The following is a 23,334-nucleotide window of genomic DNA, read 5'->3' on the forward strand; positions in this document are numbered from 1 at the left end:
AATAATTAAATCAATATAGATAAATTTATATTTTTATATTAAGTCTTATATATAATTAAATTAATTTATTACTTTCCTAAAAAATAAAAAATAAATAAAATATAAAAAATGTATTTATTAGGTATAGCAGCTCAATACTGCGGAAAATTTCGAAAAGAAAATCAAGACTACTCCACTTTTGTTTTTAATAAAAATGGAATTAATTTATGTGCAATAGCGGATGGTATGGGCGGTCACTATGGAAGTAAAAATGCTTCTAAACTTGCTCTTGAAATATTAAAAACTGAATTTTTAAAATTTAATATTTCACAAACTACAGAAATTGATGATATTCAAAAATGAATAGTCGATGTATGTAAAAATATTAAAAAAGAAATGATAGAGTTTTGCCAAAAAAATACTACTTTTTATGATATGGGCACTACTCTTAACTTCACTATTATCCAAAATGATAAAATTTTTGCAGTTAATATAGGTGATTCTAGAACTTATTTTACAACACAAAAAAGTATTATTCAGCTTTCTAAAGATCAAAATATTCTAAACGAAAAAAATGAAGAAAACGAAAATAGTAATTTGTTTAAAGACTTGTCAAAAAACATATTAGCAAATAGTTTAACTAGTGCTTTAGGACCTAATAAAAAATATATAGTTCAAATTAAATTAATTGAAAATGTCCAAAAAGGATGGCTTTTATTGTGTACAGATGGGATATACTCTGTTGTTGATGATCGTAGTTTGTTAGCCACTATTATTAGACCAATAAACCTTTTTTCGAAAATAGAATCTTTAATAAACCAAGCTTTTGTCCTTGGTTCAAAAGATAACTGTAGTGCTGTTATGATTAAAATTGAAAATTAGGTTATGAATTCACATGATTCAATTACCCGTTATAAAATTATAAAAAAAATAGGATCAGGTGGAATGGCTGAAGTTTTTTTAGCCCATGATAAACTTCTAAATAAAGAAGTAGCTATTAAAAAAATTAAATTTTCAAGAACGAATAATAACGAAAATACTAGCGAATTATTAAACGCTGATGCACAAGCTAAAAAATTTGTAAAAATTAAAAGAATTGACAGAGAAATTCAAACTCTTTCAATGCTTAGGCATAAATCATTAGTAAAACTTCATGATTATTTTGTTGATAATGAAGGATATGATAATATCGTAATGGAATATGTTCCTGGGTTAACCTTAATTCAAAAACTTAAACAGGATGGAGTTTTTGAATTAAGAACTGGTCTTAACTTTTTTTTACAAATTTTATATGCGGTTAAAGCAATTCATGATAACGGAATCATTCACCGTGATTTAAAACCACAAAATATAATAATGAACCCAAATGGAAGTTTTAAAATTACTGACTTTGGAATAGCTATTTTAAAAGATCAAGAACATGTTACCAAAACTGATAATTTAATTGGCTCCCCTTTTTATCTAGCTCCTGAAATAATTTTGGGAATTAATGATAAAAAAACAGATCCAAAGGTGGATATTTATAGTTTGGGTATTATTCTTTATGAAATTTTTGTAGGTGCTCCGCCTTTTGCAAAAGATGCAAATGTCCTGAAAATTATTCAAAATCAACTAACTACTAGCATACCGTTGGTATCATTAATAAATAACTCCATCCCGTCATCGGTTGATAAAATAATTTTGAAATCTACTTTTAAAGATCCAAAAAAACGTTATAACTCAATTGATGAAATTATAATTGATGTTAATAAGATACTAAATAATAAACCATTAGATATCAAAGCAAAAAAAATTAATTGGTATACAAAAAAATGGCAAAAAGTTTTTACAAAAAATAAAACTATAAAAAAATATTACCATTGAATTGGTTTTTTATTGTTTATATTTTTTACTTTACTAGCAATAACTATTATTTTGTTAATTAAAATTTAATTGTTTTGAAAATGCTTTAAATTTATTGGATATCTTAATTTTTTAATAACTTTGGATTCAATTTGACGGATTCTTTCCCTAGATAAATTAAAAATTATTCCAATTTCTTCTAATGTATGCTCTTTATTGTATGGTGCTAAACCATATCTCATTTTAATTATTTTTTCTTCTTTTAAAGAAAGAACATTTTTAAAAATTTTGTCCATTTTAATTTTTAGCATTTTATTTTCAATAAAAAGTTCAGGATTTAATGTTTTTTTGTTTTCTACAAAATTTTCAAAATTACTATCAACACTTTCTTTCAAAGGTTTATCTAAACTTATTGGTTCAAGAATAATTTTTTTAATATCTCTTAATTTTTTTAGTGTAATATTAGGATGGGTTTTTTGTAATTCAAACAAAACTTCGTTATCAAAAGGATCTCTGCCTAATGATTCATTTAAATTATGATTTATTTTTGAAAGTTTATTTATGATTTCAACCATATGAACAGGAATACGTATCGCCTTGCCTTGATCTGCGATTGATCTTGAAATTGCTTGTTTTATTCATCAAGTTGCATATGTTGAAAATTTATATCCTAACTTATAATCAAATTTTTCAATCGCTTTCATTAAACCGATATTACCTTCTTCAATTAGATCACTAAAATCTAAGCCACGGTTACTATATTTTTTAGCAATCGAAATAACCAATCTTAGGTTAGATTCTATTAATTGAAATCTCGCAAATTCGGCTTCTTCAGGATCGCCTTCTTTAATTTTACGAGCAAGTTCAATCTCTTTAGATTTATTTAGAAGATTTTTTTTACCAACAGCATTTAAATAATATTTAATGTTATCAGAGATTTTTTCTTCTTTTGTTAAATTAATAGATAAATGTTTTGTTTGAAAGGTTGATTTAAGCTCAACATTATTTTTTAAAATTTCATCTATTTTATCAACTAACTTTTTATTGTCTGAGTTTTTATCGCTATCGACATCCACAATAATGTCTTCTTCTAAATCACTTATAATCTCAAGACTTTTTTCAGTAGATAAACTATCTGAAATAGTTTTTTTACGCTTAATTGATTTTTTTGAGTTAATGTTGTTTTTATCGCTCATATTTATTAAATTTTCATTTAAATGTTATTCAATATTTTCATTAAAGTTTAAAACAATAGAAAATTATTTATCTATTATCTTTTTAAAAAACATAAAAAAATTAAGTTTTTATTTAACTTGATTTAGTAATTTTAGTAGATCGGATAATAATTTTTCTTGTTTAAATTTATTTTCCAATAACTCAAATTTTTTGTTAAAATCGTTGCACTTTCTAATGTCTGAAATCAATTTTATAATGTTTTCTTTTTTTTCTAAAATTAAATGACTAATAATAAGGTTTTGAAAATCAATGATTTTAATTTTATCAACTATATACTCTGGCTTTTTTTGATCTATTTTTTCTAATGATTTAATTAAATTATTAATTTTATCATTATTAAGTTGTTTTGTGTTCAATAAGTTTATGATATTTTTATATTTATCTGCATTATTTGTATCAAACAATAAAAAAAATAAGACCTTTTTATATAACTCATTATTAAAGTTACAAGGCATGGAAAAAAAAACTTCTTTTAATTTTTGATGAATGATTATTTGATTTAAAATTAATAATTCTAAATCCTCAAAACTATTGCCCTTTTCTTTGGATTTAATGGCCTTATTTTCATTAGGTAATGAAATATCAGAAAAAAAATTTGAATTTGTAAAAAAAGACTTAAACAATAAATTATATTCTATTTTAAAAAAATTCGATAATTTTTTTAATAAATTCTGTTGTAATATTTCATCATTGATATTTTTAATAATTTTAAAAAATGAATTTTTAACATCATTTTTTAGATTGGTGTTATTAATTAAAAAAATTATTAATTCAAATAAATCAAAAGTCTTTTTCGATAAATATTCTATATAATCTTTCTTCTCAGATGCAGAAAAATTACAATAAAATTGATTTATATCTTTAAAATTGTTATCTAAAATAATACCCTTAATATTATAAACACCATTTTTAAATAATAAAATTAGATTTTTTAAGCAACCTGATAATCCAGGAGAATCGGTATCTGGAACCAAAATAATACCAAATTCATTAGCTTTTTTTAATAAATTTATGTGTCCTTGACTTAAATACATTCCCATAGTGCCTAGTACTGTTTTAAAGCCTAAAATAACCATGGTTATGACATCAAGATAACCTTCTGTTATATAAATATTTGAATTATTATTTTTTAATGAAATTTCATTAAAAAAATGATCACTTTTGATAAATATCTTTGAATTTTTTGTATTAAAATATTTGATTGAATCTTCAAATAATGATCTACCTGCGTAAGCAATAATGTGATTGTTTATATCTATTATCGGAAAAATTATTCTATTTTTAAATATCTCTTTAAATTCTATTTCTTTGTTTATTTCGCCATGATAAGTGATTAGTCCAATATCTAGTAAATCTTCAAAACCAAACTCTTTATTTTCTTTTAGAATTGTTACAAAATTTTCTAATCCTTCAGATGAACCTATTTTAAAGTTTTTGATTGCTGATTTATTTATTTTTCTAGATTTTAAAAATTCAAAAGATAAATTATTTTTTGTTTGAATTAAATTCATTAACTGATAGTTATATAAATTGGAAACAAATTCCGTAATTTCAAAATATCTATTTTTTAGAAGTTCTATTTGAGATATTTTTGAATTAAAAAAATCAAGATAATCATCCTTTTGTAAATCGTTTATCTCTATTAATTTTTTAACTGCATCTATAAAACTTAACTTATAGTAATCTTGGATAAATTTAATTGAATTACCTCCAGCTCCACAAGAAAAACACTTAAAAATTTGTTTTTTTGGTGAAACGGACATGCTAGGATTCTTATCATCGTGAAATGGACATAAACCAATAAAATTAGCTCCAACTTTTTTTAATTTAACAACCTGGCCAATTGTTTTTATAATATCGACATTTTCTAATAATTTATCGATATTGCTATATTTTTTTTCTTGCATAAGTTTTAAGAATAATTTATTTTATTTTTAAAATATGTCATTAAATCTTGGATCTTATATCTTTGCTGATTAGTTGAATCTCTTTCACGGATTGTTACGGTTTGTGTATCGATTGAATCATAATCAAATGTAACGCAATATGGTGTCCCTATTGCATCTTGCCGATAATATCTTTTTCCTATAGAACCAGAATCATCATAAACAACAGAAAAATCTTTTTTTAAATTTTTATATATTTCATAACTCTGCGCTTTAAACTTTCCAACTAACGGCAAAACAGCAATTTTATATGGAGCAAGGTTAACAGGTAACTTTAATACCACTCTATTATTTATACTATCTTCGAAATACCCTAATGTCAAAATAACTAATAAAAGCCTTTCTATACCAATACTAAACTCAACAACATGAGGAATAAACTTAATTTGTTTGTTTTGATCAATAAATGTAATTTTTTCTTTTGGAAAATGACAAAGTAAGTCATAATCTGATCTATATGCTAATCCTAATAATTCCTTTTCCCCAAACGGAAATTTAAAACAAATGTCTAAAGTTTTTTTAGAATAATGTGCAAGTTCATCTTTAGAGTGATAATGTTCAGAAAAATAATTATTAAATAATTTTTCAGAAACTTGCAAACTATTTCTTAAAAAAGTTTTTATTTTATCTAAATAATAACTAAAACCTTTTTCTCATTCATCAGGGAAAGTAAAATATTCTAATTCAAATTGTTCAAATTCTTTCGTTCTGAATATAAAATTACCAACTGTGGTCTCATTTCTAAATGCTTTTCCGATTTGTCCAATCCCAAAAGGAAATTTTAATCTTTGTGATTGAACAATATTTTTTAGATTTACAAATATATTTTGAGCAGTTTCTGGTCTTAAATAGGTTGATATTGCTTTATCATCAGTTAAAGATAAATTAACATTAAAAAGCATATTAAACTTTTTAAATAATGTTAAATTAACAGAATTACAGTTTAAACATTTTAACTTTTTTGAAGCAATCAGTTCATTTAATTCTTCAGGTGTATTGTCCTTATTTAATTTTTGATTAAATTCATCTATTTTAAATCTTGATTTACAATCTTTACAATCAGATAAATAATCAAAAAATAATTTTGCATGTAAACTATTAATTCATGTTTTTTGATTTGATAAAATTGCACCATCAAAACCTAACACTTTTTGTTCGCTTTCATTTTTTATAAAATAATCCCATAAAATCATTTTTATATTTCTTTTAATTTCGGTTCCAAGTGGACCTCAATCATATTGATTTCTAATTCCACCATAAATTTCACTATTCGGCCAAACAAAGCCGTAAATTTTTAAATGATTTATTAAATTTTTAAAATTAGTATTTTCAGCCATATATTATTATCAGTTATTTTAAATGTATTTATCGCAAGATAATATATTTCTTTGTAGAAAAAACATTTCATTATGTGTTTTTTGATTATCATGATCATAACCACATAAATGAAGAAGACCATGGATTATCATTAAATAAAAAATATTACTTGATTTTAAAAGTAAATTTTCGTGTTGAATATTGACAAATATTTCTCCTAAATAAAATGTTTTCAATTTTTCTTCCCCAAAAACAGGCGCATAAGAAAAAGAAAGTACATCTGTTGGTTTATTTTTACCAAAAGTCTTAAAATTTAATTCTGTTATTTTTTTGTTATCAACTAAGTAAATTACAAATTCAGTATTTATATTTTTGATTTTATTTTGAACTTGAAAGGCGATCTCAATAAGATAATTTAATCTATCTAGATTAAAATTATATTTAATATTTGTTAAGTTTAAAATTTTAAAAGAATTCATAATTAAATATTTATTTTAAATATTTTTAAAAAGTAAGCATTTATATATTTATTTAAAAAAACCAAAAAAATATTCGAAGAAATAAACAGCATAATTCAATTAATATTAAATATAAAATAAATTAATAAAATTAAAAAATAAACAGAAAATATTAAAAAATAATTTATGACTCACCTGTTTGAAAAATAAAGTTTTTGGACTATTTTTATATTATATTTTTTAAAAACTAAAAATTTTAATAATTGAAATACAATTTTGGTAAATAACAATAATCCCAAAAATGTTACTCCCATAAAATATTGAAATAATAAAAAATATATGATCAATATTCAAAGTTGAAAACTATATTTAAAAAATGAAATTTTATCGTAAAAAAGTCTCAAACATACATTAGAATAAACTTTTTTAGATAATAAAAATAACTTTTTGTTAACTCGTTTTTTTTCAATTTCTATAACAAAAATTATGCAACTATAAATTAAAAATAAAGCTATAGAAAATAATAATGAAAAATCGAACATAATAAATATTCTTAAAATAAACGGTAAAAAAATTAACAAAATAAGTCCGATAAAATCTAAAACATAACTCCCAAAAACTAATTTTCAATCAGGGTTAAAAAGATAGTTTAAGGGTGGTTTATTTTTAAAATGTTCGTTGCTAAAAAATATATATTTACAATCATTATTTATTTTTTGAATTAAAACAAATAAATAATCGCAATTATTTAAAAATCAGTTTTTATCAACTAATAAATGTCCTCAAGTTGGGTCATATATTAATATTTTATTTTTAAAAATTTTTAAAATGTTTAAAATGTGCTTTTGATGATTTATTTTAATGATAGATAAACAATAATAATTTTTATTAATAACTGGAACCGAAGAAATTATATAGCGATACTTTCAACTTTTTAAAATATTTAAAAAATTGAAAAAATCAATACCTTTTGCTGTTAATATATTTTTATAAAATGCTAAAAAAGTAAAATAACTAATTGAAAAATTTAATATATTAGTTTTATTTAATTTATAAATTATTTTTATTCCGCAATCATTTATCATGAATAAAAATAGGGAAAATAAAATAATAATTATAATTTTTGATCGCAATTAATGTTTTGACTATTTTGATAATAATCAATTAAAAAAGAAATTGGAATTGGTAAAAATATAGCAAAAAATAAATATGTTCCGACCATATAATAACTATTTAAAACAAGAGAATTTGCCCAAACCTTTCAATTTTGTCAATTGCTATTCGAAGGAGCAAAATATAAAGCTCCAGAAATTACATGTAGAACAAAATTTATTAAAAAAATAATAATAAATACTATTTCTAAATAAATTATTTTTTTGGATTTGGAAAAATTATTGAATGCTGTTAAATCATTTTTAAAAAAGAAAATTTTAAATAAATTAATAACTAAGGCTGGAATTATATATGGTAAGTTGTAATCTAAAATTACTTGTACTGGATTTATTAATCATCCGCTACTTGATGGGACTAATAAAATTGCTAATAATGATGTTATGATCCCAAATGTAAATGAAACTAGAAAACCAGTAATAAAACTAACTAAAATAATCGGTAAAAAATGAATCTCAATCGTCCCCCCGGTTGAAAATTTTGGAAAAACTCCTTCAAGAACAACAAAAACAATGGTTACTGCCATTAAAACAGCAATAATTGCAATTGTTTTTTGATTAAATCTTTTCTTTTTAGGTCAATCTCAATTCATTAAATGATTCCATTAAAAGTTTGTATATAAGTTTTAAATTTAGCTAATTGATTGAAACTTATTTTGTTATCTAAAATATTTAAAAGTTCTAAAATATTATTTAAATTATTTTTTATGAATTGGATTGTTTTTAACCCATCATAGTTTTGATCAATTAATAAAGAAAAATTTATATCTTTGGTGTCGATATTAATCTCTTTTAACAAACTAGAAACAACAAGCGAAAAAGCAAAAAATAATTTTAAAGGAGAAAAATTTTCTATAACAAAAATTTTTTTTTGAACATCTTGTAAAATAAAAAGTTTTCAGTTGGTTTTCTGAAAATTTATTTTTTAATAATTTAATAATTTCTTCTTCTGTCTTGGTGTTGAAAAAATCTAAATTAATAAAAAAATAATCATAAACGCCGTGGTATTCTAATTTATAATTTTTAAAAAGTCAAGATGAAATTAACTTAGTTTCTTTAGATTTATCTAAAAGACTATTATTTAAATACACTAAACCATCATTTTGTTTTATAAATTCTAAATGAATTGGATTGTTATTGTAATTTATAGTTAAATGTTTTTTAAATTTAAGTATTTTGTAATCTATGATTTTTATCTCATTAAAATTAGTTTCTAAAATCGATTTTAAATAATTATCTGTTAAAGTTTCAAAGTTAAAAACTAATGAATTTTTAACTCCTATTGTTTCGCTGTAGGCTTTGTTTAAATGAGCTTCATTTGCTAATTTATCTGTTAAATTTAAGAAATTATTATCGCTGTGGCCTTTAATTTTTAAAAAATCAATTTGTGAATCATTATTAAAGTTTTGTTTGAATAGGTCTTGATACATTTTTATCATCGGATTGTTAGATTTTCAGGTTTTACAAAATTCACTTATCCCGATATAGTCATGACAAATTAAAGTCTTTTTAGAATTTAAGAGCAATGAGTATTTCATCGCAAACACAGCGGCCATCAATTCTCCTGCTACATTATTATGTTTTGAAAAAAATTTATGTAAAAATTTTTTTTTGATTGTTATTTTTGTTAACTGATTGTTAAATGAATTTGTTAATATTAAAATTCCTGCTGTGAAAGACTTTGTCAATTTATTAAAGCTGCCGTCAATAAAAAATACTAGGTCATATTTTTCTAATCTTTTTTTGATATCATCAATTGTTTGAACAGATAAAGGGCTAGTATTTAAATAATTATTAATTGAATCTTCTGCTTCTTTTATTGTTTTAAATGATTTATAAATTGCGTTAGGGTAACCGTTAACTTGATCAAAACACTCTTTTCAAGAATTATAAATTCCCGTTTTTTTCCCAACGTAAACAACATAATATTTCATAAAGATATTTTAATCAATTCTGTATTGATTATTTTTAAAAATATCTATTAATCTTATAGTTGGAATATATAAAACGATGTTAAATGTAAAAAATCCTATAATTCCAAAAAAATTAGATAAAAAACCATATCCTCATTTATCTAGACCTCCACGATTACCAGGCAAGGCGAAAAAATATAAAGCGCCAGCGACTGAACGTGATATATAAATAGCAACAAAAGAAGCAATAACGACAAATTCTGTAAAAAAAAGTTTTTTAAAAACGGATAGTTCTGTGAAATTACGATATTTTTGCGCTTCTTTTCTACTAAAAAGTCAAACTATACTAATAAATAATCAAACAAAAAACATTGGAACTAAATATGGGATAACAAAATCTAAAAAAACTTGTCCAAAGCCAATAATTAAACTTGGTTTTATAAAAATCATTCTTAGTGCAAACGAAAGAATTGAAGCAACCGATGCAATTGAAAAAGGTGCTGTAAAAGCAAGAATAAAAATCGGAACAAGGTAAACTTCGAATGCAGAATTAACTAGGAAACTTGGAGATCAAAAAAATTGAACCATCGATATAACAAGAACTGTTGTTATCATCATAGAGCAATAAGCTATATATTGATTGGTTCACATTCTTTTTTTATTCATATTTATTAAAAATTTTAAGAAGGTAAAATATTGGTATTAAGTTTTTCTACTTTCTAAAATGAAAATACAACTTAACAAATTTTTAGGTTAATTCTATTTTATTAGAACTGCTTGATGGGTTTATTTTTTTGATATTTTTAGGTTTTGGAACAACTTTACTAGCCTTTTTATCATTATTGTCTTTAGAAGCGGTTTTTTTAGCAGTTTCTTTTTTGGTTTTTGGATCAACGACTTTTTTCTGATCTTCTGATTTTTTACTATCTACTTTTTGGTTAGCAGGAGGTTTATTTTCTTTAGGATCAGGATCATTTGGTTGTAAAAACTTTTTGAAAAAATCATCAAGTTTGGCATAGTTAGGGAAACATTCACGCATTAAGCGCATAAATTTAAATGCTCCGCCTTTACAACGCATATTATTAGTGAATATTTGTTTTAAAAATCCTGATTGCCCCTTAACAATTTTCTTTAAAGCATTCGTTGTCGTGTAAACAAAAAATGGTAAACGAGAAGCTTCTTCATAAGTAATTGAGCGTAATGTTATTTTTGATTCACCTATCCCCATTTGAACTGAGTAAACGTTATCAAAAAATCAACCAATTTGAATTGTAGTTCAACGATCATTTAAAGGGGCGTAAGCGTATGATAAAAGTTTTAAGATGTCAGTTCCTGATAATGAGTCAATTAAAGCATACATTTGCCGTTTTTTTATTTTTACTTCAACAGCGTTTGATGCCCTTAAAGCTGAATAAATTGAAAATCATGGATTGATTCCAGGAAGCCCAGATTTTGATGCAACCAAAAGATTTTTATAAGGTGTAGAAAAATAATGATCAATTCAAGGATTATATCCTTCTACTTTCATTCCATAACCGCCATTTAAAGTATTGTCAGTTAAAGCTGCTTGATCTTGGTGGAGATAAACTTTCATAAAATAAAAATGACCAGCTGTTTTTGGTCAAAATTGATTTAATCGATTAATTATAATATTTTGAATTTTTTCTCTTCTTTCATCTAATTTTTTTGGATCATCAAATTCATATTTACTGAAATTATCAACAAAGGAAATATTTAACGAACAAGTTTTATTAGAATGTCCTGGATATAACAAACCATGATTAATAATTTTTAATGGTACATGTTCATAATCATTGTTTAATGTAGCATGATAAGCTTGATCATCATCTAAACTATGTTCATTTAATATAACTATTTCATGTGTAAGCATGATAGTTCGAAAATTTTTTGTAATCCCAGCACAAACAGAAACCTTATAATTTTTAAATTTAAACTTATTAATCGTATTTGTATATGTTTTATAACTTTCTGAGTTATCACTAATTAAATACTGAAATGTATCATATAAAGGAGCGGATAAAACATATTTTCGAACTTTTAAAGTTTTATTTAAAGTTGAAATTTTTGTAATATAATCATCATTTACTTTCAAAGAAGTGATGGGAGATGATTTTATAATCAAATCTTTGTTCTTTGAATTAGATTGAATGTAACGAGCTAAAACACCGACTAGTTCTTTTGAACCTGAACTTAAATAATGTAAACCTCCAATAATATAATCAGCTAAAAATATAGCAAAGGTAAAAGGGTCTAATTTGCTTAGAGGAATCCCAAACTCCATTCACATCCAATCAAAATTCAGCATTAGATTACGATCATATCTAGTGTAATGTTCTAAAAATAACTTAGCATTTTTAAATTTTTTTAAAGTTTCAAAAAAATAAAAATTATCATCAAAACCCTTTTTAAGGATTTGAAATAAATCATTTAATCTTAATTCTATTAAAGGATATTTTTTCTTTAATGATGTTAATAATTGTTTGGAATTATTATTTAAAGTAAATTCTTGGAGTTTATTTTTAATAAAAGCGGAATGTTTAAGATTGATAATATTAAATTTATTGTATACCCCGATTTCTTTTAAAACCCTAGATAGCAAAGAATGACTATGTAAAGAGAGCCCCTCGAAATTATCAAAATGAAAGAAACCGTCTCGTGAAATATTTTTATCAAATGTTATCCAACTATTTGCTAATTGTTTCTGTTTTTCTACGACCCCAGTTTTAATTGCTTTTGCATTTAAAATTGATGCAGTCAAAATACCAGTAAAACCCCCACCAAGAACAAATATTTTTGGTTTTGATTTTAATCATCTTTTATCTTCTTTCGCTCTTTGCTTATTTTCTATATCGCTTTGATATATTTCATCTTTTTTGGGTCTAATACGTTGTCTCATAATTTAAAAAGTAATTAAAAAATAATAAAATAGTTTATACATTTAATTTATTATAAGAGTTTTTGATCTAAGTAAGATAAAACCAGGCGAAAAAATAATAAAATCTATTCAATATTTTAATAATTGTTAAAGTTCAAAAGTTTCATCATCATCAAGTTCTACAGGTGTCGTTGATTTGAAATATGTATTCCCTTTTGTAGAAAAGAAATCATGCTGAATTGTTATGTTTTTCATATATTTTTCAACAATTGGATCTATTACTTGATTTTCATATGGTTGTGGTTTTTCAAAAATTTTATAAATTCTATTTAAATTATGTTTCATAAAAGCTAAAACTTTATCTACAAGTCCTAACTTTGTAAATAGTTTTTTAGTTCATTCTGTTTCAAGGGCAACCAATGTATTAGTGATGTTTTGAAACTCTTTATCGACATATTCTTTATCACTTTCTGATAAAGTTTTATAAAGGTTTTTCGCTAAAAGTCCAACAAAAGCGCCATGTAAAATTTCATCACGAATAATTAAAAAAATAATTTCTCCACTTGCAACCATTTTACCATGACCTGCTAAATATAAAGGATAAAAAAAACCAGTATAAAAAAGAAAATATTCTAACATACAAGATGCAACCATTGCCAAATAAACGTCTTTTTTGGGTGCATTTTTGTTAACGATTGAAATAAAATACTTATCAATTGTTGCAGCTTTTTCTTGAATTAATCTTTCTTTATCTGCATAGTCAAATAATTCATTAATTTCCTTATTTGACAAAATTGTCATAAAAATAGTTGAATAAGACTTAGCATGAATATGTTCCATCATATCCATGAATCCAAGTACCGCTTTTTGTTGTAAATTATCAATATTTAAAATCAAGCTTGGTAAATTATTACACCCTTGTTGTGTATCTAAAACTGTTAAAAAAACAAGAACTTTTTTATAAACTTCTTTTTCTTCTTCAGTTAAAGTTATTTTTCAGCATTTTATATCCTTTGAAACTGGAATTTCATCAGGGGTTCACATTTGTGAAATATTTTGTTGATAAAATTTATGGGTAAAATTATCATATTCTATATTCCAGTTAACAGCATTAATTATTGAACTTTTGTTTTTTTTTGTTTCCATCTATTTTATTATTCCTCTATTATCCCTCTATTAAAATATCGAAAGAAAGACTTTCTCCGTTTGGAAAGTAATACGCAATTAAAGTTAAAACAACAATTAATATTACCATTATGATGGTATTAAAAATGAAATTTAGTAAACTACGTTTGTAATCTAAATATTTAACTTTTTCTAATGTGAATCTTATCGTTCAAAATAAAACAGCTAAAATAGATAAAAATAAACAAAACGAAACTAATGTTAAAATAACTATTTTTATTATCTCTACAGAAGATGCTTGCACTTTATTGATTTTAGTTTTTTTAATTTTTAAATTATTTTCCTAACCCTTGAATTTTTTGTTAATTTTAGGGTTAAGAAAATTAATTAACAATTTTTTAAAATAATTTTTTTTACTTCCTTTATGGTTTCTGACAAATTTTGATCTTTGTTATAAACAATATAATTATAAAGTTTGTTGTTATATTTTATTAATTCCTCTTTTAAAATATAACTTAAACGTTTTTTAATTATCTCAGGATGATCTAGATTTCTTTTTTTTAAGCGAGAATCAATTAGTTTACCAATATGCTCAATATCTTCGCTATGATATGGTAAAACCCCAATACTTACAATATATACGGAATTTTGAAAAATTTTCTTTAAATTTTCAAGTCCTTTATACTCTATTTCTAATAAGACAGTTTTTTTATCAATATTATCAAAAATTTCAGATTTCAAAGTACCATAGTAATTACCAAGGTATTCTGTATATTCAATAAATTCATCATTTTTGATTTTTGACTCAAATTCTTCTCTGCTTATAAAATGATATGCCTCATTATTAACTTCGCCATCTCGAATTGATCTTGAAGTGCAAGAAACAGAATAATGCAAATTTAATTCGCTATCTTTTAATAACTCTTTAACAATTGAATTTTTGCCAACTCCGCTTGGGCCTGAAATAACAATTAACTTATTATCTTTTTTTCCTTGATTATGAACCATAAATTAAATAAATTAACAAACTTTATCTTAATTATTTGTCATAAACATTTAATACAGAAAATGCTATTTCTACCATTTTATGATAATTTTTGGCACGACTTGCGGCATCTCATCATGCACCTGATATTAAATTATCTGATACTGTACAAATAGAAATTGCTTTTTTATTAAAAGTTCTAGCTAATAAGTAAAGAAAATAAGATTCCATTTCAACCCCATCAGCAACAGCGCTTTGAGATGCTGTTAAACTTTCTTGAGCATAAAAAACATCACATGAAAATAATGAACCAAAAATAAAATTAGGATCATTTTTGTAATTTTTATGTAAATACTCATATAGATCTGATGATGCTTGGATTGATTTTTCTTTTGTATGGTTGAAAACTTCTCCAACATTTGAATTCGTTTTTGAATACTCAGCAACAATCACTTTTCCTGGTTCATGTTCAGCTTTAAGTCCGCCACATGTTCCAATTCTAACTATACATTTAACGTTGTAAAAATTAAAAAGTTCATAGAAATAAATTCCACAACTTCCAAATCCCATTCCATGTCCCATTACTGAGATTTTTTTACCTTTATAATTACCGGTAAAACCAAACATATTTCTTACACTATTAAATTTGTAAACATCTGTTAAAAATTCTTTTGCAATTTTTTCAGCACGTAGTGGATCACCACACATAAATACTATGTCTGCGATTACTCCCTGTTTATCAACTTCAATATGAGGTGTAGGTATTTTTGCCATAAATTATTATTTTTAATTATTTTCTTAAATATATTTTGCCACTTAATTAAATATTATTAATTCTTGTTTTATGAAATGAACAAATTTTTTATTACAATATTTATTTTAAGTGTATTTTATTATATAAAATAATATATTAATATTACCTTTAATATAGGTGTAAAGTAATAAATATTTTAAATCAGAAAGATTACAAGAAGATAAAAGTTATAAATTATTTTAAAATAAATTCTATTTTTTAGAATTTAACGTTTTTTCCGTTTTAAATTACTAATCTCTTTTCACAACACATTAAAAACTGCTATAACATGCGCTATATCTTCATCTGTTAATTTATTAAATCTTCCATAATGATTCATAATTTGCATCATTAAGACAGATTTTATTTGTAAAATGTTTGCTTTTCTGGTTTGAAATGTATTAAATGCATTCATTAATTCATTCCCAGAATATTGAGGTATTTCGATTGCTTGAACTAATTGTTCCATAATTAATTATTTCTCCATAAATATTATTTTGTGTAATTATTTAAAATTATACAATTATTAATATTAAAAAAATTGCTACCTTTTAGGAATATTATTTAGTTTTAAATATTTATCCAATTGATTCTATAAATGGTAATAAATTAATTACCGCGATTTTTAAGATTATCTTTTAGTCATTCTAGAATATAAAAAATATTACTGTAATTTATTCTTTTTGGTCCGATAAGAACAATTTTTCCTGATTTATTAATTTGCGATGAATTATTATTTTTGGTGTTATAAGTTGTTGAAATTAATGATAAATTTCGAAATGCATCTTGATTGATTTCTTTCCCTATTAATATATTAATATCTTTGTCCTTTTCTTTAAATGAAGAAGGCTTAGCTAATTTATTTTGTAAAATTTCTCAAATTGAATGATTTTCTAAAACTTTTATCAAATTTTTTAGATTTTCAACTTCATTAAACTGATTAGGCGCAATTAAATTTTCAATTCCATAAACATAATCATTAAACAAATTAATGTTAAAAATCTTACATATGCAGCTTTCAAAGAGTTTTTCAAAGTTAATAATTTTTTTGATAAGAATTGGTTTTAATCCTAATAAATATTTATTAATTTCAATTAATTTTGTTCCCTTTAATTTTTCATTAATAACAGAAATACATAATTTTAAATCATTTATATTTATCGATTTATCAATTAAAAAATTTTTGGTATAGGTTTTCCCGCTATCTGTTACAATAACTGATAAAGAATTAAAATCTTTTAAAAGAAAAAGATCTAAATGGTTTAAAACTTCATTTTCACTAGCATCACTGGTTGTATACAAAGATGTGATATTGATTGAATCTGAAATTATCTTACATGAGTTTTCTACCACTTCTTCAATCGTTAAACTTCTATTGTTAATAACTTTTTTTAAATGTTCTGTTAACTCTTTGATTTCAGCTTCTTTTGGTTCTCTTAAATATTGAACATAGTAATGATATCCTAAATCAGTTGGAACCCTGCCTGAAGTTTGATTATTTTTAGTAATATAATTTAGCTCCTCAAGTTCAGACATTCGATTTCTAATTGTAGCTGAAGAAATACTTAATCTATAAAAATCTTTTAAAACATTACTACTTACAGGTTCATTAAAGTCAATAAAAAAATCAATAATTAACTTTAACAGAAACTTTTGATCTTGATTTAAATTATCTTTTGATTGATTGTTCATAAACACTAATTTTTTAACTTAATTTTTCTGTTTTAATATAAAAATTATCATAATTATCTAAATCTAATACCAATTTTTCTGACACTTCAGGGGTAGGTTTTGAAATCATATGAAGGGCTATTATTGATTCAATATGTCTTTGAATATAACGATTTAAGAGTCTTGCTCCGTATTTATCACTATTTTTATAAGTATCATCAACAATTTTATTTAAAGCAGCGATCGTTGAAATTAATTCATAATTTTTCTCTTTTAAACGAAGGTTTAGATCACCTAATTTTTTTCTAGCTATTTTAGTAATTGCTGTTTTTGTAAGTTTATTAAAGATGATAATTTCATCAATTCGATTAATAAATTCAGGAGAAAAATGTTCTTCAAAAATGATTTTTCCTTCTTCAATATTTCCTTTTAAAATACTGTTTGTCCCTAAATTTGAAGTCATAATGATAATTGTATTTTTAAAATTAATTGTTTTTTGAAAATTGTCTGTTAACCTTCCATCATCTAGGATTTGTAATAAAATATTAATAACGTCAGGATGGGCTTTTTCGATTTCATCAAACAAAATAATTGAATACGGACGATGAAGAATTTTTTCAGTTAATGAACCACCCCTTTCATATCCAATATACCCAGGAGGGGCGCCTATTATTTTACTAATACTATGTTTCTCAGAAAATTCAGACATATCATAACGAATTAAATCATTTTCTGAGTTGAATAAATTTTCTGCTAAAACTTTTGCTAACTCTGTTTTCCCAACTCCCGTTGGCCCTATAAAAGCAAATGAACCGTATGGTCTGTTTGGATAATTAATCCCGGCTTGCGCACGTAAAATAACTTGATAAACTAAATCAATTGCATTAGATTGACTGATTATTTGTTTTTCAAGGTTTTTTTTCAAATTTAAAGTTTTTTGGCGATAACTTTCAGAAATTTTATTAACTGGAATGTTTGCTCATTTTGAAACAATTAATGCAATATCATCTTTATTAATTGATTCTTTTAAAATTTTTCTTTTTGAAGACTCAATTTCTTGCTCTTTTAATTCTTCTTTTAACTTTGGTAAAATTGAATGTTTGATCTTACCAGCTTCTACAAAATTACCAGAATTTAAAAATTTGGTTAAATTTTGTTCATTTTCGATAATTTTTTCTTTCAAAAGATTAATTTTATTTAATAATTCTTTTTCTTTACCTCAATCTTTATTAAGTGTTTCAACTAAATCTTCTAATTTTTTTAATTCAACTAAATCTTCTTTTACTTTCTTTTTAGATAAAATTGATTTTTCTTTTTTTAAAGCTTCGACTTCTATCTTTAAATGGGTAATTTTTTGATTAATTTCCTGAATTTCTTCTGGAACTGAAGACATGGAAACCTTAACCTCTGAACACGCTTCATCGATTAAATCTATTGCCTTATCTGGTAAATAACGATTACTAATATATCTTTGACTTAAATTAACAGCTGCAACTAACGCTTCATCAAGAATTTTAACTCCATGAAATGTTTCATAGTTAATCTTAATTCCTCTCAAAATAGTCAAAGCTTCTTCCTCTGTAGGTTCTGAAATATTTATCTTTTGAAATCTTCTTTCAAGGGCCATATCTTTTAAAAGATACTCACGATAATCATCATATGTACAAGCTCCAATACAATGGATTTCGCCTCTTGCTAAAGCTGGTTTTAAAATATTAGCAGCATCCATCGCTCCGCCTGTTTTGCCTGCTCCAACTAACATATGCACTTCATCAATAAATAAAATTATTTTGTTATTAGATTCCTTTATCGCATTGATAACAGCTTTTAATCTATTTTCAAATTCACCCTGATAACTTGCTCCTGCGATCAATAAACTAACATCTAAAACATAAATTTTTTTATTAAATAAAATACTAGGAACCTGCCCCTCTGATATTTTTAAAGCAAGTCCTTCAATGATTGAAGTTTTCCCAACCCCTGGAGAACCGATTAAAATAGGGTTATTTTTATATTTTCTAGTTAAGACACGAATAATACTTTTTATTTCTGATTCTCGTCCAATAACTTGTTCAAGTTTATTTTTAGCCGCTAAATCATCAAGAAAATAGCCAAATTTATCTAAAACTTTCGGGTCTTTTGAATAATCTGTTAGAAAAAGATTTTGTAAGTTCATATTTTGTTATTTTGTTTTAGCAAATAAATCTATATATTGCTAATAATAAAAATATTATATAAAAAAAACTACTATCTTGTTAATTTTTTTTAGGCATAATTATTTGTATTTTTTAAATTATATTTTAAGAATGAAATCATTTGTTACCTTAGCAAAAATGATAATATTTTTTATTATTTTTTGATTAAACAAAATAATAGTAAAATTAAATAATATTTAAAAAAAATTACTTTTTCCTTTTTTGAATAACACTTTTAAAAAAATGAATAAAATTTGAACCATTACAGAACTTAATAAATATATATCAGGGATTTTAACTTCAGATTATAATTTAGAAAATTTTTTTATCAAAGGGGAAATTAGTAATCTTAGAGGAACTAAATATAGTCGATATAACAGTAAAATGATTTTTTTCGCTGTTAAAGATGATGAAAGTGTAATTAATGCTATTACTTTTTCAGAACGTGTTATCAAAGCGATTGAAAATCGTGAAGTAGAAGAAGGCAGTGAAATTATTGCTAATTGCTCTATTTCAAGTTACTATAAGCAAGGTCGTTACTCTCTTAGAATTTTAGAAATTTTAAATACAAAGGTTGGCTCTATTTCTCAAAAAATTGAAGCTTTAAAAAAGAAACTTTTAGAACTGGGAATATTTGATAAAAAAAATAAGGTTCCAATTCCTGAATTCCCTAGAAATATAGCTGTTATTTCAGGTGATGACTCTGCTGCTTTTAATGATATTAAAAAAACAATTTTTAGTCGTTCCAGTTTAATTAATAATTTTTATTTCTTCCCGTGTTTGGTGCAGGGTGAAAAAGCGGCAAAAAATATCATCAAAACTATTGAATTAACAAAAAAATATAACATCGATGTTTTAATCATTAGTCGTGGTGGGGGCAGTATTGAAGATCTTTCTGTCTTTAGTGAAGAAGAAGTAGTAATGAGTATTTTTAACTATAAACATGCTCCGATTGTTACAGGAATCGGACATGAAATTGATACTAGTATTTCAGATTTAGTAGCCGATCATTCTGCTGTTACTCCAACTGCGGCTGCTGAATATATAACAAGAAACAGCAATGAAATAATTTATAACTTTTTAAAAGATTCAGAAAAAACTATTAAAAAATTGGTTACTTTTTTAATCGAAAATAATTGACAAGATCTTGGATATTCATCAAATGATTTAAAATTAAAAATGAATCAAATTTATAAAATTAAGGAAAAAATATTTTTAAATTTAAAAGATGCTTTTAATATTCATATTAATAATTTCATAACATCACAGAAAAAATTTTTCTTAACAAGTAAATTAACGGTTGAAAATAAAGTTAAACAGTTCTTATTTGAGGAACATCAAAAACTAAAACATTTTAAAACAAATTTAGTAAATGAATTGAAAAAATTTCTAACAACCCAGATTCATCTTTTAAAAAATTTAAAAATAGAACTAAATGCCAATGATATAGAAAATAATTTAAAACGTGGTTACTCTATAGTTACAGCGAATGAGGAAGTTGTAAAAAATTCAAACAAATTATCAACAGACCAAACAATTGATATTAAATTTTATCAGGGGCAAGTTTCAGCTAAGATTAATAAAATAATAAAATAATAAAATATAAATTAAAATTATATATATGATACATAACAAGATATTATTAAAAAATATAAAAAAAGTCATCCATCAAATAAATGCTGGTCAAATAGATTTATATGAGGCTGTTAATAAAATAAATAAAATTAAAAAAATTAAATAAAGCGTAATCATGAGTAATAAAAATTTTAAAAATTACGAAGATTCAATTAAAGAATTAAAATCAATTATTGATGAACTAAATTCAGGCAAAGTTGATTTAAATAAAGCGTTAGAAAAATTTAAAAAAGGAAATGAAATTATTAAATATTGTGAAAGCGAACTTTCTAATGCAGAAACAGAAATTGAAAAAATAATTGATGAAAATAGTTCGATCGCTAAAAAATAGTTTTTAAATGTTAAAAAGTAGTTTTTATAGTAAATCTATTAGAAACGCTGTTAGAAACACAATCAACGAATTACCAGTTTTATCAAGTGATAAAAAAAACATTTGGAAAATAACTAAATTAATCAACAGAGATTATCTATTTAACTATCATAAAACTCTTAATTCCATTTATCAAATTTCATTTAAAAAAGATTACAGCGAGAGTTTAATTAAACAACTTTCAAAATATATTGTTTTTGAAAGTTTACAATTTAATTTATTTTTTAAATTTAAACGGTTTAAAAGAAAGTATAAATCAATTAATACTTGCCAAACTAATAGTTTTAAAAATACATCTTTAAAATCTATATACGATGATTTTTTTAATTTACCAAACAACACGCTTCGTTTCAAACCGAAAAATATAACTGAAATTATTAATCAATTGTTAATAGATTTAAATGCTGACCAAAAAGTACTAGAGAGTTATAAATTATTTATTACAAATGGTGCATGTTTTTTTTTAAATGAAATTTTTAAAGAAATAAATTTAGAAAAGAAAAAAGAATGAGAAGAATTAATAGTTTTATTTTTTTTATTGATTTTAATTCACAATAACTATTATTATTTTTTTGTTAATAACAATCGTGAAACTGGTATTATTTCTGAAAAAAATGAATATAACGTTTGTCAATTAATTTTAAAAATTCTTAAAAATTTACATTTTAATTGTAAAGAAATTTTTAAAATTGAATTTAACAAAATTATCCAAGTGATAAATAAAAATTTAAGATTGATATAATAAATAAAATAAAAAAATATTCATTTTTAAACAATGCTTCATAATTTTAATAACTCAAAAAAACCAATTGCCTTAACAGGAATTACCCCCACTAAACACTTAACTATTGGCAATTATTTAGGTGTTATCAAAGAAATGGTTCATGAGCAAAAGAACTATTCTTATGTTATTTTTATTGCTGATTTACACAGTTTAACTGGTTATCATCCCCCTAAAGTTTTGCATGACAATCGTCAAATTATTGCTGCTATGTATTTAGCTTTAGGGATAAATCCTGATGATCATATTATTTTTTTTCAAAGCGAAAATCAAGATCATGCTTATTTAGCATGAATTTTAGCAACATTTTCTGCTGTTGGCAATTTACAAAGAATGACACAATATAAAGATAAAATTGCAAAATTAAATAAGCAAAAAAATCAAACTTTACATATACCATCTTCTCTTCTTTTTTATCCAAACTTAATGGCTTCTGATATTTTGCTATATGACCCAGAGTATGTTTTTGTTGGAATGGATCAAATTCAACATTTAGAATTTACGAAAGGAATTATTGAGCAATTTAATAAAACCTATGAAACTAAAGTTTTAAAAAACTTTAAGGTTAAAATTTCTAAAACAACCGCAAAAATAAAAAGTTTAACCGATCCGTTAAAAAAAATGTCTAAAAGTGATCCTAATCCAAATAGTAGTATTTTTTTACTTGATGATCCAAAACTTGCTAAAGATAAAATATTAAAATCTGTCACTGATTCAGAAAATAAAATATATTATGATGAAAAAAATAAGCCAGGAATATCAAATTTACTAAATATTTATAGTGGTTTTACTGATACACCTGTTGCAGAAATAGTTGATAAATATAAAAACAAAAATTATTATCAATTTAAACTTGATTTAGGAATCGTTATTGAAAATTTTTTAATTGATTTGCAAAAAAAATATCACCAAATTTTCAAGTCAAACCAATATAAAATTATTCTTGAAAAATCAAAACAAATATCCTTGTCAATAACAAATAAAAAAATAAACGAAATAAAAGAAACTATGGGATTAAACTAA

At 23.6% G+C, this 23,334-nt stretch carries 23 protein-coding genes; 6 read left to right on the forward strand and 17 right to left on the reverse strand.

The window, feature by feature from the left end; genetic code table 4:
* The first annotated feature begins 108 nt into the window (after positions 1 to 108).
* Together JRW51_RS02210 and JRW51_RS02215 are read left to right on the forward strand one after the other, a co-directional pair.
* Entirely contained in the window at positions 109 to 861 is a 753-nt protein-coding gene (locus JRW51_RS02210; RefSeq protein ID WP_250328549.1) for a protein phosphatase 2C domain-containing protein, read from the forward strand.
* Between the two features lie 3 nt (positions 862 to 864).
* A complete protein-coding gene (locus JRW51_RS02215) occupies positions 865 to 1,911 on the forward strand; it encodes a serine/threonine-protein kinase (RefSeq protein WP_250328550.1) in 1,047 nt (348 codons plus the stop codon).
* Here the strand turns inward: JRW51_RS02215 and JRW51_RS02220 are convergent.
* From JRW51_RS02220 to JRW51_RS02300, 17 genes are all read right to left on the reverse strand, one after another.
* Positions 1,908 to 3,017: a sigma-70 family RNA polymerase sigma factor gene (locus JRW51_RS02220; RefSeq protein WP_250328551.1), complete on the reverse strand. Its 1,110-nt coding sequence runs from the start codon at positions 3,015 to 3,017 to the stop codon at positions 1,908 to 1,910. The two genes, JRW51_RS02215 and JRW51_RS02220, sit on opposite strands and share 4 nt — an antisense overlap.
* Positions 3,018 to 3,125: 108 nt before the next feature.
* Positions 3,126 to 4,964 (reverse strand): DNA primase, encoded by a 1,839-nt coding sequence (gene dnaG, locus JRW51_RS02225; protein WP_250328552.1) that lies wholly within the window; start codon positions 4,962 to 4,964, stop codon positions 3,126 to 3,128.
* Between the two features lie 5 nt (positions 4,965 to 4,969).
* A complete protein-coding gene (locus tag JRW51_RS02230; protein ID WP_250328553.1) occupies positions 4,970 to 6,340 on the reverse strand; it encodes a glycine--tRNA ligase in 1,371 nt (456 codons plus the stop codon).
* 18 nt (positions 6,341 to 6,358) lie between these two features.
* The gene (gene ybeY, locus JRW51_RS02235; RefSeq protein ID WP_250328554.1) at positions 6,359 to 6,799 is read right to left on the reverse strand and encodes an rRNA maturation RNase YbeY; all 441 of its coding nucleotides are present in this window, start codon (positions 6,797 to 6,799) and stop codon (positions 6,359 to 6,361) included.
* A 2-nt stretch (positions 6,800 to 6,801) separates the two neighbouring features.
* Positions 6,802 to 7,863 carry a hypothetical protein gene (locus JRW51_RS02240; protein WP_250328555.1) on the reverse strand — a complete coding sequence of 354 codons (1,062 nt, stop codon included), beginning with the start codon at positions 7,861 to 7,863 and terminating at the stop codon, positions 6,802 to 6,804.
* Between the two features lie 29 nt (positions 7,864 to 7,892).
* Positions 7,893 to 8,540, reverse strand: a complete 648-nt coding sequence (locus tag JRW51_RS02245; protein ID WP_250328556.1) for an energy-coupled thiamine transporter ThiT — start codon at positions 8,538 to 8,540, stop codon at positions 7,893 to 7,895.
* Positions 8,540 to 8,746: a hypothetical protein gene (locus JRW51_RS02250; RefSeq protein ID WP_250328557.1), complete on the reverse strand. Its 207-nt coding sequence runs from the start codon at positions 8,744 to 8,746 to the stop codon at positions 8,540 to 8,542. The genes JRW51_RS02245 and JRW51_RS02250 overlap by 1 nt, the downstream gene beginning before the upstream one ends.
* A gap of 1 nt (position 8,747) precedes the next feature.
* Complete coding sequence (locus tag JRW51_RS02255; protein WP_250328558.1) at positions 8,748 to 9,881, reverse strand: viroplasmin family protein; 1,134 nt, start codon at positions 9,879 to 9,881, stop codon at positions 8,748 to 8,750.
* A gap of 9 nt (positions 9,882 to 9,890) precedes the next feature.
* Entirely contained in the window at positions 9,891 to 10,526 is a 636-nt protein-coding gene (locus tag JRW51_RS02260; RefSeq protein WP_250328559.1) for a hypothetical protein, read from the reverse strand.
* 82 nt (positions 10,527 to 10,608) lie between these two features.
* Entirely contained in the window at positions 10,609 to 12,777 is a 2,169-nt protein-coding gene (locus JRW51_RS02265; RefSeq protein WP_250328560.1) for a hypothetical protein, read from the reverse strand.
* Positions 12,778 to 12,903: 126 nt separating this feature from the next.
* A complete protein-coding gene (locus JRW51_RS02270) occupies positions 12,904 to 13,902 on the reverse strand; it encodes a ribonucleotide-diphosphate reductase subunit beta (RefSeq protein ID WP_250328561.1) in 999 nt (332 codons plus the stop codon).
* A gap of 19 nt (positions 13,903 to 13,921) precedes the next feature.
* Complete coding sequence (locus tag JRW51_RS02275; protein ID WP_250328562.1) at positions 13,922 to 14,185, reverse strand: hypothetical protein; 264 nt, start codon at positions 14,183 to 14,185, stop codon at positions 13,922 to 13,924.
* A gap of 83 nt (positions 14,186 to 14,268) precedes the next feature.
* Positions 14,269 to 14,889: a guanylate kinase gene (locus JRW51_RS02280; protein WP_250328563.1), complete on the reverse strand. Its 621-nt coding sequence runs from the start codon at positions 14,887 to 14,889 to the stop codon at positions 14,269 to 14,271.
* A gap of 31 nt (positions 14,890 to 14,920) precedes the next feature.
* Positions 14,921 to 15,640, reverse strand: a complete 720-nt coding sequence (locus JRW51_RS02285; protein WP_250328564.1) for a purine nucleoside phosphorylase DeoD-type — start codon at positions 15,638 to 15,640, stop codon at positions 14,921 to 14,923.
* Between the two features lie 245 nt (positions 15,641 to 15,885).
* Positions 15,886 to 16,128 carry a hypothetical protein gene (locus tag JRW51_RS02290; RefSeq protein WP_250328565.1) on the reverse strand — a complete coding sequence of 81 codons (243 nt, stop codon included), beginning with the start codon at positions 16,126 to 16,128 and terminating at the stop codon, positions 15,886 to 15,888.
* Positions 16,129 to 16,268: 140 nt separating this feature from the next.
* Complete coding sequence (gene hrcA, locus JRW51_RS02295) at positions 16,269 to 17,351, reverse strand: heat-inducible transcriptional repressor HrcA (RefSeq protein WP_250328566.1); 1,083 nt, start codon at positions 17,349 to 17,351, stop codon at positions 16,269 to 16,271.
* A 13-nt stretch (positions 17,352 to 17,364) separates the two neighbouring features.
* Positions 17,365 to 19,506, reverse strand: a complete 2,142-nt coding sequence (locus JRW51_RS02300) for an ATP-dependent Clp protease ATP-binding subunit (RefSeq protein WP_250328567.1) — start codon at positions 19,504 to 19,506, stop codon at positions 17,365 to 17,367.
* A 262-nt stretch (positions 19,507 to 19,768) separates the two neighbouring features.
* Between JRW51_RS02300 and xseA the strand changes: the two genes are divergently transcribed.
* From xseA to trpS, 4 genes are all read left to right on the forward strand, one after another.
* The gene (gene xseA / locus JRW51_RS02305; protein ID WP_250328568.1) at positions 19,769 to 21,121 is read left to right on the forward strand and encodes an exodeoxyribonuclease VII large subunit; all 1,353 of its coding nucleotides are present in this window, start codon (positions 19,769 to 19,771) and stop codon (positions 21,119 to 21,121) included.
* A 154-nt stretch (positions 21,122 to 21,275) separates the two neighbouring features.
* On the forward strand, positions 21,276 to 21,491 hold the full coding sequence (gene xseB, locus JRW51_RS02310; protein WP_250328569.1) for an exodeoxyribonuclease VII small subunit: 216 nt from the start codon (positions 21,276 to 21,278) through the stop codon (positions 21,489 to 21,491).
* Between the two features lie 7 nt (positions 21,492 to 21,498).
* Entirely contained in the window at positions 21,499 to 22,272 is a 774-nt protein-coding gene (locus JRW51_RS02315; protein ID WP_250328570.1) for a hypothetical protein, read from the forward strand.
* Positions 22,273 to 22,305: 33 nt separating this feature from the next.
* Positions 22,306 to 23,334, forward strand: a complete 1,029-nt coding sequence (gene trpS, locus JRW51_RS02320; RefSeq protein WP_250328571.1) for a tryptophan--tRNA ligase — start codon at positions 22,306 to 22,308, stop codon at positions 23,332 to 23,334.

The organism is Mycoplasma sp. SG1, assembly GCF_023612375.1.
In the GTDB taxonomy this organism is placed as follows: Bacteria; Bacillota_I; Bacilli_A; order Mycoplasmatales; family SG1; genus SG1.